Annotated in this window: 26 protein-coding genes; 12 read left to right on the top strand and 14 right to left on the bottom strand. The window is 47.9% G+C overall.

All coding sequences use genetic code 11. The features are described from left to right. Positions 1 to 29: 29 nt before the first annotated feature. Entirely contained in the window at positions 30 to 1,334 is a 1,305-nt protein-coding gene (locus EAT1B_RS12635) for an ammonium transporter (RefSeq protein ID WP_047795604.1), read from the top strand. A 44-nt stretch (positions 1,335 to 1,378) separates the two neighbouring features. On the opposite strand, the gene EAT1B_RS12630 is transcribed toward EAT1B_RS12635, so the two are convergent. Together EAT1B_RS12630 and EAT1B_RS12625 are read right to left on the bottom strand one after the other, a co-directional pair. Then, a complete protein-coding gene (locus EAT1B_RS12630) occupies positions 1,379 to 2,512 on the bottom strand; it encodes an ABC transporter permease (protein ID WP_015880940.1) in 1,134 nt (377 codons plus the stop codon). Continuing rightward, entirely contained in the window at positions 2,509 to 3,246 is a 738-nt protein-coding gene (locus tag EAT1B_RS12625) for an ABC transporter ATP-binding protein (RefSeq protein WP_015880939.1), read from the bottom strand. The genes EAT1B_RS12630 and EAT1B_RS12625 overlap by 4 nt, the downstream gene beginning before the upstream one ends. 169 nt (positions 3,247 to 3,415) lie before the next feature. On the opposite strand from EAT1B_RS12625, the gene EAT1B_RS12620 reads away from it, so the two are divergent. Next, entirely contained in the window at positions 3,416 to 3,667 is a 252-nt protein-coding gene (locus EAT1B_RS12620) for a GlsB/YeaQ/YmgE family stress response membrane protein (protein WP_031421191.1), read from the top strand. A 45-nt stretch (positions 3,668 to 3,712) separates the two neighbouring features. On the opposite strand, the gene EAT1B_RS12615 is transcribed toward EAT1B_RS12620, so the two are convergent. After that, on the bottom strand, positions 3,713 to 4,762 hold the full coding sequence (locus EAT1B_RS12615) for a hypothetical protein (RefSeq protein WP_015880937.1): 1,050 nt from the start codon (positions 4,760 to 4,762) through the stop codon (positions 3,713 to 3,715). A gap of 129 nt (positions 4,763 to 4,891) precedes the next feature. On the opposite strand from EAT1B_RS12615, the gene EAT1B_RS12610 reads away from it, so the two are divergent. Next, the gene (locus EAT1B_RS12610; protein WP_015880936.1) at positions 4,892 to 5,320 is read left to right on the top strand and encodes an HIT family protein; all 429 of its coding nucleotides are present in this window, start codon (positions 4,892 to 4,894) and stop codon (positions 5,318 to 5,320) included. On the opposite strand, the gene EAT1B_RS12605 is transcribed toward EAT1B_RS12610, so the two are convergent. Together EAT1B_RS12605 and EAT1B_RS12600 are read right to left on the bottom strand one after the other, a co-directional pair. Continuing rightward, complete coding sequence (locus EAT1B_RS12605; RefSeq protein ID WP_158303585.1) at positions 5,305 to 5,481, bottom strand: hypothetical protein; 177 nt, start codon at positions 5,479 to 5,481, stop codon at positions 5,305 to 5,307. The two genes, EAT1B_RS12610 and EAT1B_RS12605, sit on opposite strands and share 16 nt — an antisense overlap. A 242-nt stretch (positions 5,482 to 5,723) precedes the next feature. Further along, positions 5,724 to 6,059 carry a hypothetical protein gene (locus EAT1B_RS12600; RefSeq protein ID WP_015880935.1) on the bottom strand — a complete coding sequence of 112 codons (336 nt, stop codon included), beginning with the start codon at positions 6,057 to 6,059 and terminating at the stop codon, positions 5,724 to 5,726. A 168-nt stretch (positions 6,060 to 6,227) separates the two neighbouring features. On the opposite strand from EAT1B_RS12600, the gene EAT1B_RS12595 reads away from it, so the two are divergent. Both EAT1B_RS12595 and EAT1B_RS12590 read left to right on the top strand, forming a co-directional pair. Continuing rightward, positions 6,228 to 6,584, top strand: a complete 357-nt coding sequence (locus EAT1B_RS12595; protein WP_015880934.1) for a hypothetical protein — start codon at positions 6,228 to 6,230, stop codon at positions 6,582 to 6,584. A gap of 61 nt (positions 6,585 to 6,645) precedes the next feature. Next, entirely contained in the window at positions 6,646 to 7,209 is a 564-nt protein-coding gene (locus tag EAT1B_RS12590) for an HTH-type transcriptional regulator Hpr (RefSeq protein WP_015880933.1), read from the top strand. Here EAT1B_RS12590 and EAT1B_RS12585 read toward each other — a convergent pair. Continuing rightward, positions 7,193 to 7,531 (bottom strand): DUF1878 family protein, encoded by a 339-nt coding sequence (locus EAT1B_RS12585; protein ID WP_237708238.1) that lies wholly within the window; start codon positions 7,529 to 7,531, stop codon positions 7,193 to 7,195. The genes EAT1B_RS12590 and EAT1B_RS12585 overlap by 17 nt on opposite strands. Before the next feature lie 153 nt (positions 7,532 to 7,684). Between EAT1B_RS12585 and EAT1B_RS12580 the strand changes: the two genes are divergently transcribed. Continuing rightward, positions 7,685 to 8,686: a peptidylprolyl isomerase gene (locus EAT1B_RS12580; protein WP_015880931.1), complete on the top strand. Its 1,002-nt coding sequence runs from the start codon at positions 7,685 to 7,687 to the stop codon at positions 8,684 to 8,686. A gap of 51 nt (positions 8,687 to 8,737) precedes the next feature. Here EAT1B_RS12580 and EAT1B_RS12575 read toward each other — a convergent pair whose 3' ends face one another. Continuing rightward, on the bottom strand, positions 8,738 to 9,697 hold the full coding sequence (locus tag EAT1B_RS12575; RefSeq protein ID WP_047795610.1) for an HD domain-containing protein: 960 nt from the start codon (positions 9,695 to 9,697) through the stop codon (positions 8,738 to 8,740). 81 nt (positions 9,698 to 9,778) lie between these two features. On the opposite strand from EAT1B_RS12575, the gene EAT1B_RS12570 reads away from it, so the two are divergent. Genes EAT1B_RS12570 through EAT1B_RS12560 form a run of 3 tightly spaced genes read left to right on the top strand, consistent with a single transcriptional unit; the run spans position 9,779 to position 12,089 of the window. Then, positions 9,779 to 10,702, top strand: coding sequence for a magnesium transporter CorA family protein (locus EAT1B_RS12570; RefSeq protein ID WP_049759966.1), 924 nt, complete (start codon positions 9,779 to 9,781; stop codon positions 10,700 to 10,702). A 36-nt stretch (positions 10,703 to 10,738) separates the two neighbouring features. Beyond that, positions 10,739 to 11,830, top strand: coding sequence for a DNA polymerase IV (gene dinB / locus EAT1B_RS12565; RefSeq protein ID WP_015880928.1), 1,092 nt, complete (start codon positions 10,739 to 10,741; stop codon positions 11,828 to 11,830). Positions 11,831 to 11,870: 40 nt separating this feature from the next. Then, a complete protein-coding gene (locus EAT1B_RS12560) occupies positions 11,871 to 12,089 on the top strand; it encodes a YhzD family protein (RefSeq protein ID WP_015880927.1) in 219 nt (72 codons plus the stop codon). A 39-nt stretch (positions 12,090 to 12,128) separates the two neighbouring features. On the opposite strand, the gene EAT1B_RS12555 is transcribed toward EAT1B_RS12560, so the two are convergent. The 4 genes from EAT1B_RS12555 to EAT1B_RS12540 all read right to left on the bottom strand — a co-directional run bounded on the left by EAT1B_RS12555 (position 12,129) and on the right by EAT1B_RS12540 (position 16,112). Then, on the bottom strand, positions 12,129 to 12,620 hold the full coding sequence (locus EAT1B_RS12555; protein WP_148209498.1) for a hypothetical protein: 492 nt from the start codon (positions 12,618 to 12,620) through the stop codon (positions 12,129 to 12,131). A 62-nt stretch (positions 12,621 to 12,682) separates the two neighbouring features. Further along, positions 12,683 to 14,458, bottom strand: a complete 1,776-nt coding sequence (locus EAT1B_RS12550; RefSeq protein ID WP_015880925.1) for an SLC13 family permease — start codon at positions 14,456 to 14,458, stop codon at positions 12,683 to 12,685. A 128-nt stretch (positions 14,459 to 14,586) separates the two neighbouring features. Then, positions 14,587 to 14,958 (bottom strand): YlbF family regulator, encoded by a 372-nt coding sequence (locus tag EAT1B_RS12545; RefSeq protein ID WP_015880924.1) that lies wholly within the window; start codon positions 14,956 to 14,958, stop codon positions 14,587 to 14,589. A gap of 35 nt (positions 14,959 to 14,993) precedes the next feature. After that, positions 14,994 to 16,112, bottom strand: coding sequence for a DUF445 domain-containing protein (locus tag EAT1B_RS12540; protein ID WP_015880923.1), 1,119 nt, complete (start codon positions 16,110 to 16,112; stop codon positions 14,994 to 14,996). A 42-nt stretch (positions 16,113 to 16,154) separates the two neighbouring features. On the opposite strand from EAT1B_RS12540, the gene EAT1B_RS12535 reads away from it, so the two are divergent. Both EAT1B_RS12535 and EAT1B_RS12530 read left to right on the top strand, forming a co-directional pair. Continuing rightward, positions 16,155 to 17,006 carry a CdaR family transcriptional regulator gene (locus EAT1B_RS12535; protein WP_237708237.1) on the top strand — a complete coding sequence of 284 codons (852 nt, stop codon included), beginning with the start codon at positions 16,155 to 16,157 and terminating at the stop codon, positions 17,004 to 17,006. Positions 17,007 to 17,110: 104 nt separating this feature from the next. Then, complete coding sequence (locus tag EAT1B_RS12530; protein ID WP_015880921.1) at positions 17,111 to 18,208, top strand: ABC transporter ATP-binding protein; 1,098 nt, start codon at positions 17,111 to 17,113, stop codon at positions 18,206 to 18,208. A gap of 41 nt (positions 18,209 to 18,249) precedes the next feature. On the opposite strand, the gene EAT1B_RS12525 is transcribed toward EAT1B_RS12530, so the two are convergent. The 3 genes from EAT1B_RS12525 to EAT1B_RS12515 form a co-directional block, all read right to left on the bottom strand. Continuing rightward, complete coding sequence (locus EAT1B_RS12525) at positions 18,250 to 18,900, bottom strand: amino acid ABC transporter permease (protein ID WP_015880920.1); 651 nt, start codon at positions 18,898 to 18,900, stop codon at positions 18,250 to 18,252. Further along, entirely contained in the window at positions 18,897 to 19,655 is a 759-nt protein-coding gene (locus tag EAT1B_RS12520) for a transporter substrate-binding domain-containing protein (RefSeq protein WP_015880919.1), read from the bottom strand. The genes EAT1B_RS12525 and EAT1B_RS12520 overlap by 4 nt, the downstream gene beginning before the upstream one ends. Before the next feature lie 126 nt (positions 19,656 to 19,781). Further along, positions 19,782 to 21,509 carry a phospho-sugar mutase gene (locus EAT1B_RS12515; RefSeq protein WP_015880918.1) on the bottom strand — a complete coding sequence of 576 codons (1,728 nt, stop codon included), beginning with the start codon at positions 21,507 to 21,509 and terminating at the stop codon, positions 19,782 to 19,784. Positions 21,510 to 21,609: 100 nt separating this feature from the next. On the opposite strand from EAT1B_RS12515, the gene EAT1B_RS12510 reads away from it, so the two are divergent. Beyond that, positions 21,610 to 22,425, top strand: a complete 816-nt coding sequence (locus EAT1B_RS12510; protein ID WP_015880917.1) for a sulfurtransferase — start codon at positions 21,610 to 21,612, stop codon at positions 22,423 to 22,425. The last annotated feature ends 7 nt before the right edge of the window (positions 22,426 to 22,432 follow it).

The following is a 22,432-nucleotide window of genomic DNA, read 5'->3' as shown; positions in this document are numbered from 1 at the left end:
TTTGGAAAGCACCTAAGAAAAAGGAGGGCATGAACATGGAAGACATTCTCTATTATATGGACACGCTGTATGTACTCATCGCTGCATTGCTCGTATTGACGATGCAATTAGGTTTCGGATTACTCGAGACAGGGACGCTTCGGGCGAAGAACGCCGGTCACGTCGCGGTCAAACAAATTATCAGCCTCTCTGTGGCGGCACTCGCTTTTTGGGCGGTCGGGTTTGGCCTCTCGTTCGGTGACGGGACGACTTGGTTTGGGACAGAAGGATTCTTCTTAAGCGGATCGTTCACAAGCCTCGACTGGGCGAACGTCTCAATCGACATCAAATTCTTATTCCAGTTATCATTCGTTGCAGTTTCTCTCGCCATCGCGTGGGGTGGATTTGCAGAACGGGCTAAGCTTTCTGCCTACGTTCTGTTCGGTATCTTCTTCGTTGCCATCCTCTATCCAATCGTCGCTCGCTCAGTATGGGCTGGTGGAATGCTCGGATCAATGGGGATGCAAGACTTCGCAGGTTCGGCGGTCGTTCACCTTCAAGGTGGGATGGCGGCTCTCATGGCAACAATCATTTTGAAACCACGTCGTAAAACGGAATCACTCGCTGGTCATAACCATGTGTTAACAGTCGTGGGTGGTCTCGTCCTTTGGCTTTGCTGGTTCGGCTTTAACGCCGGTTCGACAATGTCGGTCGCTGACGGATTCTTCGGTTACGTCGCATTGACAACGATGCTCGCCACAGCAGCTGGTGCGCTCGGTGCTCTGGCCATCGTCATGCTCCATCGGAAGACGGCAGATATCCCGACAATCGTCAACGGAGTACTCGGGGCGCTCGTCGCTATCACGGCAGCATGTGCGTTCGTCGAACCGTGGGCAGCCGTCGTCATTGGGGCACTCGCATCGGTCGCAACATATGGAACGAGCATCTTGATGGCGAAGTATGTGGATGACCCGCTCTGCGCCTTCTCCGTACACGGAGTCGCTGGAATCATCGGAACACTCGCACTCGGCTTCTTCGCATCTCCTCGACTCGTTGAGATCACAGGGATCGGTTCTGCCGGACTCTTCTACGGTGGCGGATTGACACAGCTCGGTGTACAGACACTCGGTGTGTTGATCGCGATGGTCATCGCCGGCGGTGGAAGTTACGCCTTCTTGAAACTTCTCGATGTCACAATCGGACTCCGTGTCACAGAAGAACAAGAAGATGTCGGCCTCGACATCGCAGAACATGGTGTATCTGCATACGGTGAAGTCGAAGAAACAACTGAGAAACCAGGACGCCTCCCGAAGATTCTCGGTTCGAGCGTATCGGTCATGTCACCTAAAAAATAATCTACTCACGTGAGAAGGACATCCTGTGCGGGATGTCCTTCTTTTTATTTCAATCGATTCAAGTAATAGCGTGTGACCATGACAGACAAGACCAATCCGACCGCCGCATCCCATGTGGCACCGAAAGCGATGGATGCAATCATAAGAACGACGGCCTGGATGACGAGCAGTCGCATCGCCCACCACGAATACCCTACGATTCGCTCATCGCGTGTGATTGGGAGCCAGGAAACGATAGAAATCGCCTCTAACCGTTTAAATAACGGAACGAGCTGCAACGCGGTCAAGCCTACGAAGAGCGGCGTGACCAATCCGACGTACCATCCTCCCGACATCCACATGACAATGAGCGCCACCACAGTCAAGCGAAGAATCAAATCAAGTGAGTCGTTCGAACGGAGAATGCGAAGTCCGTACACGTAACGCGATGCATCTACGCGCCGTAGGACCCGATTTTCTAGAAGCCGCGTCAACACCCGGCGCTCTCGAACCTCTTCTTTCAAGGTCGGCAAATCGACGAACCAGCTGATCACTCGTTCAAACTGAGCCCGACTCTTCTCCTCAAGCACCAACCAGTGTAAGAGCGGGATGCGCTCGTTTCGTTTCACATGTAAGAAAATGAACGGCATGAACGCGGGCACCCATGCCCACGCTGTCCAATCCATTAGAAGACAAGCGCCGCTCACGAGCGCAAACGGTAGGATTGTCCATTCACGTACGCCTTCCACTTTTGCCAAACGGCCTGCAGCTGACAACATGACCATCGTGACGACGACGGATAACACTTCGATACTCGTATAACTCTCTGTCCGTACGAGGAGCGGTAGTAAAACGAGAAGGACGAGCAATCCACGCAGTGAAGCAAACACGAGATTAAATAAACGTACCCCCACCATATAAGAACGAATATCCCCTAACTCCGGAAGCAAAAATACTTGATCCGCCTCTTGAATGAACGTTCGCGGGCGATGACCGAGTGGCATGAGCAATAGGACCCCCGCGGCAATCCACGTTCCTGGGAATGTCCCATCGATTCGTTCTAAGAAGTTATTGTAGACGAACGCCCCGTAAATCAAGGTGAAATAGAGCGTGAACAACAGTCCCCCGTTCGCAACGTAGCGGCTGTACTTGACGACCTCTTCCATCCAAGTTCCGAGCCTTGCTGTAAATCGATTCATGACGACCGTTCCTCCGAAGCGATTGCTTCTACATATATATCATCAAGTGTCGCATCAGGCGACAATCGATACACGTCGCGCAACTCGGCCGCTGTTCCGCTCGCGATGACGACTCCTTGATGAAGGAAGACGAATCGGTCGCAGTGCCGCTCCGCCGTCTCAAGGATATGGGTGGACATTAAAATCGCGCAATCTTGTTTATATTCATCAAATAATTGAAGCAACTGACGAATGGCTAGTGGGTCTAGACCAACAAATGGTTCATCAACAATCAAGAGCGGCGTTTTCGTCACGAGCGCACACAAGATCATCGCTTTTTGACGCATCCCTTTCGAAAAGACGGAAGGGAACCAGGCGAGTTGCTTTTCCATCCGCATTTCTTTCGCCAAACGTTTCGTGCGCGTAGCCAACTCGTCCGGATTCACATCATACGCCTTCCCCATCAATTCAATATGTTCTTGCAACGTTAACGTCTCATATAAAATTGGTGTCTCCGGTATGTAACTTACTTTCTTACGATAATTCTTTTCGGAAGAATCTAATGTCTCGCCATCAATTTCGATTTTTCCGGAGAGGGGTGACAATAACCCCAAAATGTGTTTGATTGTCGTCGACTTTCCAGCTCCGTTTAGCCCTATCAACCCGACGAGCTCCCCTTTTTTTACTTCAAACGAAATGTCATGCAAAACTTGTTTACCGAGATATCCGCCGTTCAATCGATCGACGTGCAGCATGAAAACCACACCTTTCATTTTCAACTTTTTTTCGTGGTATATGTTTCAAATGTTGTCACATGGGAATAATCTGAACTGTAAGGCATTTTAAAATAAACATCAATACTTCCATTGTTCCACAAAATCGTTGTAAAGAACAATGGGCAAAAAGAGGAAGGAGAAATGAATGATGGGGTTTATTCTTTATTTAATTATCGGGGGTATCATCGGTTGGTTAGCAGGATTAATTTTAGGTAAGGACGTACCAGGTGGAATCATTGGTAACATCATCGCGGGGATTATCGGTGCATGGTTGGGTGGACTTATCTTTGGTGACTTCGGACCAATCGTTGCGGATATCGCGATTATCCCGGCTCTAATCGGTGCGATTATCTTGATCTTGATTGTATCATTCGTTATGAAATCAATGCGTAAAAAATAAGATTATGTATCGGAGGGGCTTCCATTACGGAATGTCCCTCTTTTTTCATTGGATCAATAAATACATCGCGTCGTTCTTTTCGATAAACTGTTTCTCGGTTTCAAGACCAAAGAACGTAAAGAATGATTCGAAGAACGATTGCCCGTAATCCCACTCTGTTCCGAGCGGGTGTTCCGATTTCGTTTTCGGTTCACCGAGGAGGGCAATCAAATCATCCGGTCGTTTATCGAGGTCGACCTGAATCGATTCTACTTCCTCTTCTTTAAACGTGACAGTCAATCGCTCATAGTCCCATTTTCCTTCACGCTTTCCAGCCGGTTCACCAAGCGTTTCTTGAACCTGCTGACTCGACTGTCCAATTAACGAATCGACGGTTTCGAGTGAATGACCCGTTTGCGCCTCCACTTCAATTTCAATCAACTCAGCCCGCTTCAAATCAAATTGTCCGGCAATGGCTTCGCTCGACTCAGGCATGAGGGCATATTCAATGGATTTAGAAGATATCAATTGAATCGTTTCGGTTTCCGTGACCGTCTCTCCATTTGTCACCGCTACCGCTTTGACATCATATTGTCCCGGCATCTTTTCAAATGATATCGTATCGTCGGCTTCATCAATCCGTCCTACCTGTTGCCCATCAATCCAAATATTCGTCAATGGGACATCCGAGGTCACATCAATTTGTTGTGGGAGTAGTTCAATCCGATAGTCAGAAAAGCCATATCGCCCTTCCCCCGTATCGATCAAACGAAATAATCCGTCCGCCTCCATTCCCGACGTTCGGTCGGCCCGGTCTTTCGCAACTTCTGCGATGGCCTCTCCTCGGATAGACTTTTCATCGTTCAACCACCCCATGAATCGTAGAGCCTCCGCTCGCGATAAAGGTTCTCCAAGATATTCGACTTTTTCTTCAAAAAAGGTACGGTCTTCTTCTAATAAGGCCTCTTTGAATGCGACGTGAATTTTATCTTGTTCTGCCGCCGGCTTGTATGCATATAAATAGAAAACAATGGCTCCAACTAAAATCGTTAAACTAGATATGAACAGAAAGACTTTCGGACTACGTTCTTTTTTTCTACTTCTCGTATATGGCATGTGCTCACCTCCTTTGCTTTCACTTATCCTCTATTATAGAGGGAATCCATCTCGCTTCCTATCGTTCTTGCGCCCGAACTTCCGTGTTATGATGGAACAGAAACGACATTTAAGAATGGAGGAATGAAGATGCACACAGATCCGACCTGTATCTTTTGTAAAATCGCGAAACAAGAAATCCCATCTTATCGGGTATATGAAGACGAAGCGGTCGTCGCTTTCCTCGACCTCTCTCAAGTGACGAAAGGACATACGCTCGTCATCCCGAAACATCATGCGAAAAACGTATATGAATTGCCAGAAGACGTGGCAGCAGACGTCTTCAAACGCGTCCCGACCATCGCCAAAGCGATTCAACGTGAAACGGGTGCCATCGGCATGAACGTCTTATCGAATGCCGAGGAAGTTGCCGGACAAACGGTGTATCACTTCCATATCCATTTGATTCCGCGCTTTGGACACGAAGATGGATTCGGTGCGAAGTGGATTACACAAAACGATGCTTTCACGTCAGAAGAACTCACTACCCTTGCATCAAATATTCATGCCCACGTATAAACAGACAGAGACCCGTCATCGACGGGTCTCTGCTTGTTGACTAACATGAATCTTATCGCTCGCCCGTCATCAATCCCGAGATCATCCGCCTCGGCCCGCCGTTCAACATCCGTTCCGTTCGTCAGACCGTGAAGGATGGATCGTGTCGACTTGTTAATCATCAGATCCATCCCTATGTGTTCTTCTCACACCATTATATGGGATGAAGGACAAAAGGTGACCAAGAACGGGCAGGCGAGACTCCTGAGGGAATAGCAAGCAAAGGGAGACCCAGCAGTGACGCAGTCGCGATGCGGCTCCCTGCTTGCCCCTAGGAAAGCGAGCCGTGTCCGGGTTGGGCATATAAAAGACATTAGACCTATACTTTGTCTACAGTCTGAGACCCGTCATCGACGGGTCTCTTTTATGATTGATTGATTGAGTCACGATGGCGTTTTCGTTCCTCTTCTAGTTGCGCCCGCTCGACCTGAAGCTTGATTGCCACTTCATATAACTGTTGACGCGTCTTGACAGATGTCGCTTGTTCAAATTCTTTTCGTAATTCTGTTAGACGGGCATCTATTTCAAGCATCCGCTTTTCTCGCATCGATTCTTCACGTGCCTGTTCCGTTTGCTTCGACGCCTCGTATCCCGCCTCTAGTGTATTCATAATGGATTCGGCCCAAGTGTCATCTCCCAGTCGTTTCGCAGCGAGATACAGGTCAAGCATGTCATCTACCCAACGCTTCGCTTTCTCCACTGAGGATCACCTTCCTTTACCTGTATTTTAAAATAAAATGATTTTTCGGTCAAAAATGAATGTTCTGAAAAATTTTATTTGCGATATAGGTTTTTAATCACTCTTTTTTGGTAAAATAATATGAAAAGAATGTAATTCTGATTATCCGAGCTTGAGGAGGGGAATGAATTGTCGAGTCGCCAACGTCGAGATTGGATTGCTTTCGGCTTTGTTTTAGCATTTTTAGGAGTCGCCACGGTGAAGAAACTGGCGCGAGGAACTGCAAATGATGCCGCTGCTCAACAACATCGAGCATCTACAATCACTACGCTAAAAGAACAATTTGGGAATGTGGCGAAACATGCATCGCAGGTTGCCGCCGCAGGAAAACTGCAAGGAAAAGAATTGACTGACCAAGTGAAAGCCGAAGTCGAACGCTATCAACAAGACATTCAGCCTTCAGTCGAGCGCATCCAAGGGAACCTTCAGGAACTCTCGAACGTACAGTCTGCTATGACTGACAAAACCGTCAATCAAACACAGTGAGTGTTTGAGGTCATCGTCCGTCGATTACATTTGACTTTTTATCCGGAAAGGATGGATCGAGATGGAACACGAAAAAGAATTCACTGGCCCTGAGGCCATGCTCTATAGCCACAAAATCATTCAATTGAGTAAGGCTTTGTGGAAAACCGTCGAAAAAGACTGGCAAAACTGGATCAAACCGTTCGACTTAAATATCAATGAACATCACATCTTATGGATTGCCCACGCTTTAGGCGGTGCATCGATTTCAGAAATCGCAAAATATGGCGTCATGCACGTCTCGACTGCTTTCAACTTCTCGAAGAAGTTAGAAGATCGTGGATTACTTACGTTTTCTAAAAAAGAGACGGACAAACGAAACACGTACGTTCAATTGACACCTGAAGGCGAGTCGTTACTACTCGAAACGATTCATGCATTCGACCCAGAAGGGAACGGCGTATTCCGAGCTTCCCTCCCGCTCCAAGAACTGTATGGAAAGTTCCCTGACTTAACAGATATGACGGCGATCGTACGTCGCTTGTACGGGGATAACTTTATGGATATCTTTGCGGAAACGTCAAAAATGATCACAGAAGAGGCAGGCAGACGCCCTGATGAGGATGAACTCAGTCAAGAAGCCTGACCTGCCGATAAAGTGGTTCTGTGACGTCTAATGCGATTCCTTGTCGGACGCATGCCTCCAGAATCGTTTTGACGTCAAGTCTCACATCTAACATACCTGCAAAATGGACGAGCAATGGTTCTATGGACGTATATCCGTAGCGCAATTGCTCGTTTTGCTGCGCCCGAATCTCCTCAAGCAATTGATAAAATGACTCGACTTCTTGTTTCGTCAAATTCGCTCGAATCACTTCATATTCGAACGGACGGTCTGTCCAATCGACAATCTCGAGTAAGATCTTCATCTGATAGGCTAAATGCTCGACCTTCTCCTCTAGTGACACTTCCCTCACCCCATCATTTCACATTCTATTTCATCATTATACGACAGGATTGTGTGCTATGATACTGTACAGACAAGAGAACAGCTGTCATGATTAGGAAAATGTGATATAGTCGGACTTAGAAACTTTAAAGAATTATTAGGGGTGGAATACATGTCAAACGGAATGACGAACGAACCAAAAAAGCAAGATAAAAAATTCTCAACTGGCGCACTCGTGGGTGCATCTGCAATCGCACTCATCATCGGTGCTGGCGGTACGTATGCGGCAACGAACGCAGGCGGCGGAGAGTCAGATAATTCAGCAGTCGTCACATATAAAGGCGGCGAAATCACACGCGGTGAAATCGCGGATATGAGCTATGATCGCATGGTGCCACAACTCGCATTCCAAGAGACGATGAATGCACTTCTTGAAAAAGAATACGGTGACCAAGTCGACCAAGAAAAAGTAGACGAAGAGTTCAGCAAGACAGAAGAACAGTTCAACTCAGAAGAAGAATTCGAACAAGCGATTCAACAAGCCGGCATGAGCGGTACGGAAGAGTTCAAAGAAGCGCTTCGCGGACAGATGCTCGTTGACGCTGCGAAATCGAAACTTGTCGATGTGACCGATGAAGAAATCGAAGCACAGTTCGCAAAAGAGAACGTGGAAGTGGAAGCTAGCCACATCCTCGTTGAAACTGAAGAAGAGGCACAAGACATCATCAAAGAGTTGAATGACGGTGCAGACTTCGCTGAACTTGCGAAAGAAAAATCAACGGATACTGGTTCAGGTGAAAAAGGTGGAGAACTCGGTTTCTTCTCTGCTGGTGCGATGGTACCTGAATTCGAAGAGTATGCATTCAAAGAAGATGTCGTTGGTAAAATCTCTGAGCCGGTTCAATCTCAGTTCGGTTTCCATGTCATCAAAGTGACAGACCGTAAAGAGAAAGATTTGAAACTCGAAGACGAGAAAGATCGCATTCGTGAAGAATTGGCAGCTGAAAAATCAGCTTCTGTCGATGCCAACAAAATTTACGCGGAGTTGATTGAAAAATACAACGTTGACGTAAAAGATGCAAAAGCAGAACAACAATTTGACGCTGTTAAAGAAGCGATTAAAAACGCAGACGAGTCTTCAGAAGAACCTGCAGCAGAATCAACTGAACAGTAATCACAAAGGGGCACTCCAGCAATGGAGTACCCCTTTTTCGTTGGTCACCTGTTATAGATTCGGGCGATAGAAGGCACGGTTATCGAGTGCCATGACACGCTCCGTGAATGTCCCCGGCTCGACCCCTTCATACGCTTTCTCAAACATATTCATGCGCGCATCAATGTTATCAATAAAGAATAACATCTCCGCTTCAGGCAACTGTGGCGTATTCGCAGATCCCCATTCCGGCTTCCCGTGATGGCTTAAGACGAGATGTTGCAACAGTGTCGTCACTTCACGGTCCGTTCCCAGTTCCCGTGACACGACTTCAAGCTCCGATGCCATAAGTGACAAATGACCGAGTAATTTTCCTTCGAGTGTGTATTCTGGCGTAATCGCATCAGACAATTCGATGACTTTCGCCAAATCATGCAAAATCACACCTGCAATCAAAAGGTCACGATTCAAGGATGGATACAGTTCACACATCGTATCCGCGAGCTTCAACATCGACATCACATGAAATGCTAGTCCTGAATAGACCGCGTGATGATGTCGAACGGCAGCCGGGTACGTAAAGTATGCCTCTTCGTGACGATTGACGACTTCCTCGACAAGACGGCGAATCTCATCGTGTTGAAGTGACGTAATGAATCCACGAATCGTCGTCTCGAGCTCTGACTTCGGAACGGGAGCTGAGCGGACGTACGGTGCGATATCCACTTCCTGCTCGATGATTGAAATTTGTTTTAATTTCAACTGGGTGCGCCCGCGATAGTCCATCACTTCACCGGCCGCATGGACGATTTTTTTCGTCGCATACTTCTCAGTATCGGCACTATCCCATAATTTCGTTTCGATTTCACCACTCTCGTCGCAAAGGATTAATGTTAAATAAGGTTTTCCGTTCCCAGCAAGTCCCTTATACGATTGTTTGATCATGACATATTGGTCTAGCGTGTCGCCCACTTTGAGCTGACCGATTTTTGTTGTCAATGAAAGCACCTCTCTCTTGTTCAGTACTTTCATCTTAACGAAAGTTTGCGACAGATGCCAACATTCCTGATAATTTGGGAATACTATCAATATAGTGAATTGGAGGAATGGATGATGGAATGGGATTGGTATACACGACCGGAAGATTATGTGCATGTTGATCAGCAATATGCCCGAGCCTATACGTATTGGCTTGAACAATTGACGACCTCGAATGTGACGAAGATTGTCGTCGAGAATGGATATATGTATGGTTCACTCACGCTCGACTATGAACAGTTAGAACGGGAGCCACAAAAAATTGGACACTACTTCATTGGGCCTGATTTTTTGTGGACAATCGGCTTTGATGATTTGCACCATGAGTCTGTTCTTGCCAAACAATGTGATTCTCCGATCGAGGCGTTTTACGAGTTGCTTGCCGAACGGATGAACAACTACTTTCATGGCATCGATGAATTTGAAGAACGATTGATGGCCGCTCAACGGGAAATGACGGGACAAGTTCCCGCTACGTTCATGAATGAGATTTTTGGTCTTCGCAGTGAGATCGAACGGTGGTCCGATACGGTCACCCCATATAAGGAGCTTGTCATGGCGGGACGAGAGGCTTTTTTAACGATCGATTTACAGCAGTTGAAGTCGTATCAACTTGCCGATTATCGAGTCAGTCGATTGCTGACACTCATCAATCATTATCAAGAAGACGTGATTGCGATGACAGACCTCGCCTCCACCCTGTCAAACTTCCGAGGGAACGAAATCATGAAGGCGCTAACCGTCTTCACCGCGCTGACGACTCCCGTCGTTGCATTCGGTGCGGTTTGGGGAATGAACTTTAAAAACATGCCTGAACTGGAATGGCCGCTTGGATATGGATTCGCCTGGCTCATGATTCTTCTCTTCACGCTCATCATCCAAGTGTGGCTGAAACGGAAGAATTGGATTGGCTCATTGCTACAGTTTCCGAATCAAACGACTTCAACGAAACATCGGGCAAAACAAAATTCTCAAAAAACGAACAAAAGTTCGGTATAATGAAAGAAAAGTGATTCACACAAGAAAGGTGATGTTATGGAACGACTCATCATTCATGTGGACATGGACGCATTTTATGCCTCTGTCGAACAGCGTGACCGTCCTAACTTACGAGGAAAGCCCGTCATCGTAGGAGGTCCTCCCCACAGCCGTGGGGTCGTTGCGACATGTTCCTATGAGGCGAGGAAATACGGCGTACACAGTGCGATGTCATCACGTCGCGCTTTTGCCTTGTGTCCCCATGCGACGTTTGTCAAACCACGGTTTCAGGCCTATCGACAAGTCAGCGCACAAGTGATGGAGATTTTTAAGTCCGTCACACCGCTCGTCGAACCACTCTCGCTCGATGAGGCTTATCTCGATGTGACGGAGAATTCGTTATTGAGCACATCTGGACCCTTTATCGCCCGGTATATCTTAGGCGAAATTAAGCGTCGCACCGGTCTCACCGCGTCTGCCGGAGTCGCACCGTCAAAGTTTGTCGCGAAAATCGCTTCAGGATTTGAGAAACCAAATGGACTCACCGTCGTCCCGCTTGATGAAGTGGCAACCTTTCTCGCTCCCCTCTCCATCGAAGCCATGCATGGCGTCGGAAAAGTGACCGCTCAAACACTTTATAAAAGTGGCTACCATACGATTGGTGACCTTCAACAAACTCGTCCCGAGCAACTGAAAGGCATCTTTGGACACGATCGTGGGCAACAACTGTATGAACTGGCACATGGACGCGATACGCGCCCTGTCGTGGCCATGCGGGAGCGTAAGTCGATTGGATCAGAAACGACGTTCGCATTTGATATCGATGACCCGGAAGAAGTGTTCGAACGGGTCATTCCGGAGATGGAGGACGTATTGCGTCAGCTCGATCGCCGCGACTTGAGCTGTCAAACGGTCACCATCAAAATAAAGACGAGCGAGTTTCAGGCTCGGAGTCATCAAATCAAATTAAACCACCCGACGCATGACCATGATGAGATTAGACGACTTGCCAGACGTCTTTTCGACGAGATGAACGTCACCGAGCCCGTCCGCTTGATCGGACTGACCGTATCCGATTTGATTCCCCGAACTGAATCGACACGACAGCTGACATTCGACGAACTGACAAAACCTTCTCTTGAAGAATGAATGACCATTCATTAAAATGAAGAAAAGGGGGGTCGTGTGAATGGAAACATACACGGTGACAGGATTTGAAAATGATGGCACGCTCGTATTGAATGAAATGTTCGAAGCGAGCGACGATCAGTCGGCCAAACAAAAAGGGCTCGACATGCTTCGTGCTGCTGGACATGAGCATAAAGGGGCGCGTATCGTACGACGGGGGCAACTCATCTACTTCGAGCGTTGCAAATTACCGGGGAAACTGAAAGGGACGGCATCTTAACAAAAGTAGACCAGGACAATGATTGTCTTGGTCTACTTTTCATTCACCATATTTTTCATTCCACGCATCCTGCCATTCTTGAAGATCGGGGTGAATATCCTCAAGCGATTCTCCGCTCAAACTATATCCGTTCCCTGAACCTGATCCGTCTGTCACGGGGAATGATGTTCCGCCGATGACCTTTCCATCCACAATCATTACCGAGACAGCAGTCTGTCCTGCGGGAGATTGCTCACCAATCGGATGATCTTTCACCGTAAAGTTTTCGTAGTAGATGGTCTTACCGACGTATTCATCCGGTGATACCGGTTGTAGTCCCCAAACGTTCCGTTCACGATCCTCTGCCAGTTCCTCTAAGGTCAAGGTACTCGTATGCTCGCCTTCATAAGAGACAATCGGGTACTGTTGTTCCTCGAGATACGCTTCGGCCACCTGCCCGTTCTCCGTCATCTCTGGTTCTGATTCAGTTTCCATCTCTTTCCCACACGCAACAAGAAACAGGCAGAAGAATACAATCATCCATTTTTTCATCATCGTCCCCCCTTTCATCTGCTGATTCCTCTATTTTCGATACTTGTCTCCAAAAATCCTATTCAAAATGGGAAGAGGATGAGAATCATCAGAATTCCTATAATTCCCGTGATGAGTTGCAACGGCACACCGACTTTGACAAAATCCATAAATCGATAGTTGCCGATACTAAAGACCATCGCATTTGTCGGAGATCCGAACGGGGTCATAAAAGCGAGTGACGCCGAGATGGCGACCGCAACGACGAATGGAACCGGACTGACAGACATCGATTCGGCGAGTGCAATCGCAAGGGGGACGAACAAAATAGCGGTCGCTGTATTCGAGATGATTTGACTAAGAATCATGGTGGAGACGAATAAGACGACGAGTACCCAAGTGGGACCAAAGTCGGCAAACGTCCTTTCAATCCATGCAACGACCCATGCCATGATTCCCGCCTTTTCAAGCGCAGTACCTACCGGGATCATGGCCGCAATCAAGACGAGCGAGGACCATTGAATGGATTGATAGGCGACGTCCATCTGTCGGACAGCTCCACTCAACACCATCGCTAGCGCAGCCAGCCATACGGCAACGGTCGGGTCGACCCATTCGAACATGAACAGGAGCAACAACGTGAGCATGATGATGCCTGCTGCGAGCTGATGACGCCCGGATACGACTCGATTGGCTACCTCGGTCACCCGTTCATTCGATAACAGGTCATGTGTCTCTCGCTCCATCCGCTCTAAATCATCCCATGTCCCTTGTACCATCAACATGTCCCCTTGTTTCAATGGCGTGTCTTTCAATCGCACGTGTGCAATCTCTTCTTGTGGTCGGATGACTTTTAAGATATTGACATGAAACTGATTACGTAACTGACTCTCACTGATCCGCTTCCCGATTAGTCGACTCACCCCTGGGACCGTGAACAGGAGAACCCCACCCGTTTGATCATCTACACGGGTGGCCTCAATCGGTTCAAATGGAATCTGTTCTTTTTCGGAAAAGTTCCGAACGTGCCGTTCCTCGCCGCTGACAAGTAATTCCCCCGGACGTAGTACGGTGTCCGCATGAGCCGTCTCATGATGGTGTCGTCCATGAACTCGTTCCTTCAAGACTATAACCCCTTCATGAGACCATGGAAGGTCACGTAAATGTTTCCCAATTAACGGATGACTCTTGGCAATCGACATCACATAGACGTTTGGACGCAATGGCTCACTCACCTCCGTTTTCGACCACTGTTTCGCCCCACCTTGATCGAGTAAGCGGTTCCCGATTAGCCGGAAATAAATCAGTCCGATCACCATCACGACCAGACCAATTGGAAACAATGAAAAGAATCCGAGCGGTTCATCTACGATGCCACGGAGTGCTTCTGCCGCAATGAGATTGGGAGGAGTCCCAATCAGTGTCATCGTTCCGCCGATGCTAGAAAAAAAGGCGAGTGGCATGAGATAAGAATCTGTAGACTGTTGGATTTTTCGTGCCATTACCATCACAACGGGAATGAGCAAGGCGACGGTGCCCGTATTGGACATGACACTCGACAAGAGCGTCACCGTCAACATAAACAGGTAGAATAATCGCGTCGCACTCCCGCCCGCGTATGGAATAAGTAAAGAAGCCAACCGTTCCGCCAGACCAGAATGAAACAATCCCGCTCCGACCACGAACAGTCCGGCAATCATCAAGACGACCGGATTGGAGAAACCAGCCATCGCCTCACCTGGCGTCAATTGCTGAGTGAGCACGAGGCAAACGAGTCCAATCAAGGCCACCACGTCCGCCCGTAACCATCCTGCTATAAAAAAGAAAATCATCCCTAAAAGGATTATCACCGTGATCATGCTGATTCACCCTTTCACTATTGTCACAACTTCATTATAACCCACTTTATGTAAGCGCTTACTTCAAGCGTGTGACAATCTCATCAACAAAAAAACGGATGGCTCAATAGCCATCCGCTCATCATTTCTTATTGAACTTCGTTTTCGTTCACCATCGGCGCGTAAAGCTCCTCAAGTGGTTTCATGATGATTTTCGTCACTTCTGTGACGAGTTGGTGCATGCGTTGCTCTTCTTGCATGAGCTCCATGATCAATTCGTTCTGTTGAACGTTCATCATTTTCGTTTGCGCATCCATCATTTCCTGCTCAGAGATTTCCTCTCCTTGCATCTGCTTTTGTTGAAGCGTCATTTGGATGTTACGGAAGTCAGCGAACAACTGGTTCGCTTCCGCATCCGCATTGACACGATCGTATAAAGAAGAGAGTGTTGTGAACTCTTCAGAATCGCGAAGTGCTTTCTCCAATTGGTAAGCTTGGTCGTACAAGTTTGTTTGTGACATGTAACGTCCTCCTAAATGCTATTAGGGTTAAGCCATCACAAGATGGCAATCAACCCTTGAATCAACCCAATCATACCACCTAACAGCGCACCAAGCCATGTTATTGCCCGGAACTCTCGTTTCGAGATCGATAAGACGATTTCTTCGAGGTACGACGTGTCGAGTGATTGGACTTGCTCTTGCACAATCTTATCAATCTTCAATCGGTCCATGATCGTCTCCATTTGGTTCGTGAAGCGCTCAATGACAAGCGTGACACCTTGTGGAACGAGTTCGTCGACAATGCGGGATTCGACGGACTGTGTATACGACGAGACCGGACGATCCAATAATTGTCCGATTGGCAAACGAGATACGACTTGGTCTGTGATGCCATCGATGAGTCGTGCTTCGAGTCGGTCATCGATCAGTGTATCGACCGTCTTCTCACTGAATCGCTCAAATTCACGCGTAATCATCGTCGTCATTCCGTCACGGGTTGATTGACCACGTAAGATGTTGACGATTTCTGGTCGAACCATCTCGACAAAGTTCATGTTTTGAATGAACCCTGCGATAAATCCGAGACGACGCTGGACGAACGAGTCAACCATGTGCCGAAGTTGCGCCTCACCTTCAGGAGAATAGAAATATTCCTCTGATTTGACGAGAAGCGCCTCCACGATTTCAGGAATGACCACTCGTACACGGTCCATCCCTTCTTCTCCAAGTAACTCAAACAGCTTTCGTTCTTTCACTTCAGCCATGACGTTCGATAGCTCGTCACGTAGTTTGTCATCTGCTAGCGTGAGGAATCGTGCCTCTGCGTTCGGATAGAGGGGTTCCAATAGCTCGCGAACCGTCTTATCCGAGCGTAACATCGTCTGAACCTCTTGTTGCGCAAAGTGCGTAATATGCATCGTCACTTGGTCATCTAGCAATCGCTTCCGCATACCCTCTGGTGTCAATAAATGTTTGACGACCGTTTTCCCTAAACTAGATGCCAGTTCATCTCGACGTTTCGGAATAAGTCCTGGTGTAAAAGGAATCCGGAATGAACCGATGTATTTCGGTTCGTGTGGTCGGAACAACATCTTGATGGCGAGAAAGTTGGTCACGCCCCCGATGGTCGCCCCGATCAATATCATGAGTAAAATCTTTAATAACTCGTCCAAACTGCAAGCCTCCGATCTGAAATATGATACATTGTTGTTGAGGTGATAGTATTGAATACGTTTGATCGTATTAAATCGATTTTTCCGACTGCTGTCCATCGGTCGGAAGATGCATCTGGTGACCTTGATTGGTTCGAGACGCAAGATGGTACCCTATTCGGACTCCCCGCGTTCGAACTGAGCGAACGCGAACAAAAGCTGTTGGCGCTGTGGGCGACGCCAATCCTTCAATCTGATCCCCATCAGCGAAAATGGCAAGCAACCCTTCAAGATGAGACGTTTCGTTTTGAGCAACCGTTTCGGCTCATCTCTCTTTCTCTCCAAGAAGCGGAAGAAGAAGCGTTCGAATCCTTCGTTAGTATCGTCCGTGACTTTATGCCGCATGCCGAGGTCATCTTGATGTCGACACGACATATCGAGCTGATTGAACAAAATCCATTCGTCGATCTTCAGGAGTTTGAGGACGTATTGCGCGCCATTGCGAGTGACTGTTTTATCGAGGCACATGCAATCTATAGCGAACGTCCGCAAGGCTCGCTCGCCCATGTGTATCGTCAACATCAATTACTCATGCCATACGCACGTATGTCTACTAAAACTTACCCTGCTAGTCAATTATTATACCATTATTTACTACAGCAGCAGGACTTAAAAGAACGGATGCATATCACTGCCCCGTTAATGCAAATGCTCGATTTATCGACGATCGAATTATTAGAGGCGTTGTTTCGTCACTCGTTGAATGTCTCGCATACCGCCAAAGCACTGTTCATGCATCGAAACACGCTAAATTATCGGCTCGATCGCCTATTCGAGACGACGGGTTACGATGCTCGAACGTTCTATGACGCCAGCCTTCTTCAACTCATGGTCATGTTGCACAAATCCGATTGACGGTTTTTGTGCAACTTGTCCATATTCAATGCAAGCGGTTTCATCATATAATCGTTCTTGTAAGCGCTATTATATACACATAGATTCTTTAGGAGGCTAACGACATGGCAGAAATTCGTTTAGAACACATTGATAAAATTTACGATGGTGGCGTAAAAGCCGTCAGCGATTTCAACTTGCATATCAAAGACCGTGAGTTCATCGTCTTCGTCGGACCGTCTGGTTGCGGAAAATCGACGACACTTCGTATGATCGCAGGACTTGAAGAGATTTCAAACGGTGACTTTATCATTGACGGGAAACGAATGAACGATGTCGCTCCTAAAGATCGTGATATCGCCATGGTCTTCCAAAACTACGCACTTTATCCGCATATGAGCGTCTACGATAACATGGCGTTCGGGTTGAAACTCCGTAAGTTCCCGAAAGACGAAATCGATCGTCGCGTAAAAGACGCTGCCCGCATTCTCGGTTTGGAAGAATACCTCGAGCGTAAACCAAAAGCGCTCTCAGGTGGACAACGTCAGCGTGTTGCCATCGGTCGTGCGATCGTCCGTGACGCAAAAGTCTTCTTGATGGATGAGCCACTCTCAAACTTGGATGCGAAACTCCGTGTACAAATGCGTAAAGAGATCATTCAACTCCACAACCGCTTGGATACAACGACGATTTACGTTACCCATGACCAAACGGAAGCGATGACACTCGCTACACGGATCGTCATCTTGAAAGACGGAATCATTCAACAAGTCGGTTCGCCGAAGGAAGTATATGATCATCCAGACAACATCTTCGTCGCCGGCTTCATCGGTTCACCATCGATGAACTTCTTCCGCGGTACACTCGCAGAAGGCAAATTCATCACGAACGGTGAAGAAGTCAACGTACCAGAAGGAAAAATGAAGACGCTTCGTGATCGTGGCTATGTCGGAAAAGAGCTCGTCCTTGGAATTCGTCCGGAATCAATCCACGATGAACCAATCTACATCGACTCACCAACGACACACACGTTCAAAGCGCATATCGACGTCGCTGAGCTCATGGGGTCTGAGTCTTACCTCTACGCTGAACTCGGTGGACAACAGTTCACAGCACGCGTTGACGGTCGCTCGAACATCCACATGGGTGACGATGTCGAACTCGCACTCGATATGACAAAAGCACACTTCTTCGACGGAGAAACTGAAGCAGTCATCCGTTAAGGCATACAAAAAACCTCGATTCGTCTGAATCGAGGTTTTTCTTATCGAATCGCGTAACGCTGTTCGAGTTTGTGTTGACCGGCTTGGATCAAGGTCGATAAAATCCAGTAAATCGACGCAGAGAACAAGAGCAACGGCATGACTAAATATGTCGTTGCCGCAATTTGGTCAGACACGTACGTTAACTCCTGAACCGCGATGACCGAACCGAGTGACGTTGACTTGATGATGTCGATGACCGAGTTCGAGACAGGTGGGATGGCACGTGAGAGCGCCTGCGGGAAAATGATGTCTTTGAAGCGTTTCATTTTCGGAATACCGAGCGCGACACTCGCCTCCACTTGTCCTTTGTCGACCGAGTTGATGGCTGCTCGGAACGCCTCTGAGATATAGGCAGCGAAGTGGAAGCCTAATCCAAAGATGAGCGCCTGCATCCCACTGAGTTGAACGAACCCTGTGAGCCCAACATATAAGATCAACAACTGAAGTAAGAGCGGTGTTCCACGGAAGAACGAAATGTACGTCCGTGTGAACAACCGTACGATTTTAATCGGACTACTATGAAGTAAAGCAATGATCAGACCGAGCGCCAAGGCGAGAAGAATCGACAGGACACTGGCGATCAACGTGAGCTGGACGGCTTCAAGATAGACCGAGCGGTTATCTATGACGGTCGTGATCAGTTCATTCATTGACTGATATCCTCACCGAAGTACTTCTCACCGATTTCTTTCATCGTGCCGTCTTCTTTCATCTCTGCGAGCGCATCGTTCAACTTGTCTAGCACGTCGCTATCTTGACGTGTCATGAATCCAGCTTCACTTGTATTGAAGATGTCACCGACTGCTTTGACGTCATAGCCTGTTTTTTCAAGTTCCGTCAAGATGAAGAGACGGTCGTTGAGGGCCGCGTCCAAACGACCCACTTCGAGGTCTTGAAGGACTTGGTTCGCCCCTTTATAAAACTTGACTTCAGCGCCAGCTTCTTCAGCCATTTGCGCATAGACCGAACCTTGTGTCGATCCGACTACTTTTCCATCGAGGTCGTCAATGCCTTGGATGTCATTGTTGTCTGAACCGACGATGACTTGAGCTCCTGACACAGCATAAGGGTCAGAGAACGCATATTTCTCTTCACGCTCAGGCGTGATGCTCATTTGGTTAGCAATCATATCGATACGCTCAGCATCGAGTGCTGGGACAAGTCCTTTGAAGTCCATTGCTTCGTATTCCACTTTGTAACCGGCACGTTCTGCCGCTTCGTTCAAGACGTCGATATCATATCCCATCAATTCACCTTTTTCTTTGTACGTGAATGGTGGGTATGTCGCCTCTGTTCCGACCGTGATGACCGCTTCGTCCGCTCCACTGTCTGTTTCGTTACCGCAAGCTGCAAGAAGCCCGACTGAAGCTCCGATTGCGAGTACGCTCGTTAATGTCTTTTTCATAATGATTCCGCCTTTCCTATAATCCTTATATGATTACACGGTTTTAAACAATATCCTCATCATACTGGCGCGATGTCTTCATGTCAAACAAAAAACATCACCCTATTTCTAGAGTGATGTTCTTCATCAATCAATCGCTTTCGCTTGTTTCATAACATCCGCTTCAATCGATTCACGTTTGGCGGTCGTCTTCTCGGCACGATCCGCATGCACACTGAAATAAAACTTGATTTTCGGCTCGGTTCCAGATGGGCGAAGACAGAACCACGAACCGTCCGCAAAGACGAATTTCAAGACGTTTGATGATGGCAATTCAATCGTTTCCGATTTACCGGACTGTAAGTCGGTCGCCACTTGTTTCTTATAGTCTTCAAAACGAACGACTTCATATCCACCGACTTCTTTTGGTGGATTGGCACGGAACGCTTCCATCATCCGTCCGATTTGCTCGAGACCAGCTTTTCCTTTTAACGTCATCGACTGCAAGGACTCTTCGTAGAATCCATACTTCTCGTAAATCGACTGTAACGCATCATAAAGCGTCCGACCGTGCTGTTTATGATAAGCTGCCATCTCGGCCGCGAGTAAACAAGCCTGAACGGCATCTTTATCACGACAGAAGTCTCCAATCAAATAGCCGTAGCTTTCTTCATACCCAAAGAGGAATTCATATTCGCCTGATTCTTCATATTGTTTGATCTTCTCACCGATGAACTTGAATCCAGTCAACGTATTTTCGAGATGTACGCCGTACGCTTTTGCAATCGCAGCACCGAGTTCAGACGTGACGATCGTCTTGGCGACAAACCCATTCGAAGGTAACGTACCTGTTTCACTCTTTTGCGACAGGATATATTCCATTAATAGCGCACCCGTTTGGTTACCGGTCAAGACGAACCATTCCCCGTCCCGTCCGCGCACGGTTAAGCCGACACGGTCTGCATCCGGGTCCGTCGCCATGAGCAAATCAGCCTCGACCCGGTCCCCGTATTCCATCGCTAATTTAAATGCAGCCTTTTCTTCCGGGTTCGGATAACTGACCGTCGGGAACGCACCGTCTGGCTCTGCCTGCTCTTCTACGATGGTCACGTGCTCAAATCCATATGCCTTCAGCCCTTCCATGACCGGACGGCGTCCCGTCCCGTGGAGTGGCGAATAGACAATTCGGAGAGGGCTGTCCTGTATGTCACGGTGGATTCGAATCGACTGGAGTGCCTCCATATAAGCTTCATCGACTGATGAGTCGACGGTGAGGAGTAGCCCCGTTTGTCGGAGCGCCGCTTCATCTTCAATCTCAATTTTCAGCTCGTCTTCAATCGCATTGACATACGTCACGAGTTCATCCGCTTCTGCTGGTGGAAGCTGTCCCCCGTCTGCCCCATATACCTTGAACCCGTTATATTCCGGCGGGTTGTGGCTCGCCGTGATTACGATGCCACCGAACGCATTTAAATGACGAACGGCAAACGACAACTCAGGTGTGGCACGCAAACTTGGGAACAAATACGTTTTGATTCCGTTTGACGCCAATGTCCGCGCTGCCTCTAACGCAAACTCGGGCGAAAAATGACGTGAGTCATGGGCGATGACGACGCCATGACGTTTCGCCTCTTCCCCTGATGCTGAGATAAAATCAGCAAATCCTTGTGACGCTTTTCGAATCGTATAGACGTTCATTCGGTTTGCACCCGGTCCGATTTCTCCACGCATCCCGCCTGTTCCGAACTCGAGCGTCTTATAAAATGCATCTTCTAACGTGGTCTCATCTTTTGCGAGTTCTTCGAGTTCCACACGTAAATGCGGCTCGAGCCCTTCGAATTGATTCCAACGGTCATACGTTTGTTGCCATGTCATGATTCATTCCCCTTTCACCCTCAAAAAATTCAATCGAATTACTCGCCAATTGCTTCCATCTTGTATACGATGAGAGTAACGAAACCTCGAGGTGATATTAATGTTTCCAACAATGCGTGCCCAAGAATTAAAACAAATCGTGCATACGAACTCGATTCGTTTCATCGATTGCCGATATTCGCTAAACGACGCGTCCTATGGTAAATATGTCTACCGAAAGGGACATCTTCCGAACGCTGTCTTTCTCGATTTGATGGAAGACTTGTCCGGTCCGCTAAGCGAACACGGCGGACGTCATCCGCTCCCTTCGAAAGAAGCATGGACGGCAACACTTCGTCGCATCGGCTTGAAAAAAGAAGATTTGGTCATCATTTACGATGACGGCTTCCCATTCGCAGCCCGTGCATGGTGGCTCTTCAAATGGGCCGGTCACGAACGGGTCGTTGTGTTAGAAGGCGGTATCCAATCTGGCATCACTTATTGCGGTGAGACCACGACGGACGTTCCACACTATTCGACAAGCGACTATACGCCAGACTTCCAAGACCATATGATTGCGACACTCGACGAAGTGAAAGCTGCTACGAGCGGCTCGCTCTATGATTCGCGAACCGAAGATCGCTTCAACGGCACACACGAACCGATCGATTCAAAAGCAGGTCACATTCCGAACGCATTGCTTTGTTCTTATGCCGAGGCCATTACAGAACTCGGGACGTTAGAAGACTTCCACGACCTAAAAGAACTATATAAAGATGTTCTTCCTGTCGAGAACCCCATCTTTTACTGTGGGAGCGGTGTAACCGCCTGCGTCAATATTTTGGCGCTTCACGCTCTCGGGAAAGATGATGTCCGGCTCTATCCGGGATCCTATTCCGATTGGATCAGCTATCCAGAAAACGAGGTCCACCCCTAAGGGTGGA

Source organism: Exiguobacterium sp. AT1b (assembly GCF_000023045.1).
In the GTDB taxonomy this organism is placed as follows: domain Bacteria; phylum Bacillota; class Bacilli; order Exiguobacteriales; family Exiguobacteriaceae; genus Exiguobacterium.
Note: the sequence above shows the minus strand (reverse complement) of the source record. Positions and strands in the feature narration are given on the sequence as shown.

Excerpts from the sequence above, each read along its gene's own strand:
- EAT1B_RS12635 (WP_047795604.1), top strand. The coding sequence starts at position 30 with ATGAACATGGAAGACATTCTCTATTATATGGACACGCTGTATGTACTC.
- EAT1B_RS12630 (WP_015880940.1), bottom strand. The coding sequence starts at position 2,512 with ATGAATCGATTTACAGCAAGGCTCGGAACTTGGATGGAAGAGGTCGTC.
- EAT1B_RS12625 (WP_015880939.1), bottom strand. The coding sequence starts at position 3,246 with ATGCTGCACGTCGATCGATTGAACGGCGGATATCTCGGTAAACAAGTT.
- EAT1B_RS12620 (WP_031421191.1), top strand. The coding sequence starts at position 3,416 with ATGGGGTTTATTCTTTATTTAATTATCGGGGGTATCATCGGTTGGTTA.
- EAT1B_RS12615 (WP_015880937.1), bottom strand. The coding sequence starts at position 4,762 with ATGCCATATACGAGAAGTAGAAAAAAAGAACGTAGTCCGAAAGTCTTT.
- EAT1B_RS12610 (WP_015880936.1), top strand. The coding sequence starts at position 4,892 with ATGCACACAGATCCGACCTGTATCTTTTGTAAAATCGCGAAACAAGAA.
- EAT1B_RS12605 (WP_158303585.1), bottom strand. The coding sequence starts at position 5,481 with ATGATTAACAAGTCGACACGATCCATCCTTCACGGTCTGACGAACGGA.
- EAT1B_RS12590 (WP_015880933.1), top strand. The coding sequence starts at position 6,646 with ATGGAACACGAAAAAGAATTCACTGGCCCTGAGGCCATGCTCTATAGC.
- EAT1B_RS12580 (WP_015880931.1), top strand. The coding sequence starts at position 7,685 with ATGTCAAACGGAATGACGAACGAACCAAAAAAGCAAGATAAAAAATTC.
- EAT1B_RS12575 (WP_047795610.1), bottom strand. The coding sequence starts at position 9,697 with ATGAAAGTACTGAACAAGAGAGAGGTGCTTTCATTGACAACAAAAATC.
- EAT1B_RS12570 (WP_049759966.1), top strand. The coding sequence starts at position 9,779 with ATGGAATGGGATTGGTATACACGACCGGAAGATTATGTGCATGTTGAT.
- dinB (WP_015880928.1), top strand. The coding sequence starts at position 10,739 with ATGGAACGACTCATCATTCATGTGGACATGGACGCATTTTATGCCTCT.
- EAT1B_RS12560 (WP_015880927.1), top strand. The coding sequence starts at position 11,871 with ATGGAAACATACACGGTGACAGGATTTGAAAATGATGGCACGCTCGTA.
- EAT1B_RS12555 (WP_148209498.1), bottom strand. The coding sequence starts at position 12,620 with ATGAAAAAATGGATGATTGTATTCTTCTGCCTGTTTCTTGTTGCGTGT.
- EAT1B_RS12550 (WP_015880925.1), bottom strand. The coding sequence starts at position 14,458 with ATGATCACGGTGATAATCCTTTTAGGGATGATTTTCTTTTTTATAGCA.
- EAT1B_RS12545 (WP_015880924.1), bottom strand. The coding sequence starts at position 14,958 with ATGTCACAAACAAACTTGTACGACCAAGCTTACCAATTGGAGAAAGCA.
- EAT1B_RS12530 (WP_015880921.1), top strand. The coding sequence starts at position 17,111 with ATGGCAGAAATTCGTTTAGAACACATTGATAAAATTTACGATGGTGGC.
- EAT1B_RS12525 (WP_015880920.1), bottom strand. The coding sequence starts at position 18,900 with ATGAATGAACTGATCACGACCGTCATAGATAACCGCTCGGTCTATCTT.
- EAT1B_RS12520 (WP_015880919.1), bottom strand. The coding sequence starts at position 19,655 with ATGAAAAAGACATTAACGAGCGTACTCGCAATCGGAGCTTCAGTCGGG.
- EAT1B_RS12515 (WP_015880918.1), bottom strand. The coding sequence starts at position 21,509 with ATGACATGGCAACAAACGTATGACCGTTGGAATCAATTCGAAGGGCTC.
- EAT1B_RS12510 (WP_015880917.1), top strand. The coding sequence starts at position 21,610 with ATGTTTCCAACAATGCGTGCCCAAGAATTAAAACAAATCGTGCATACG.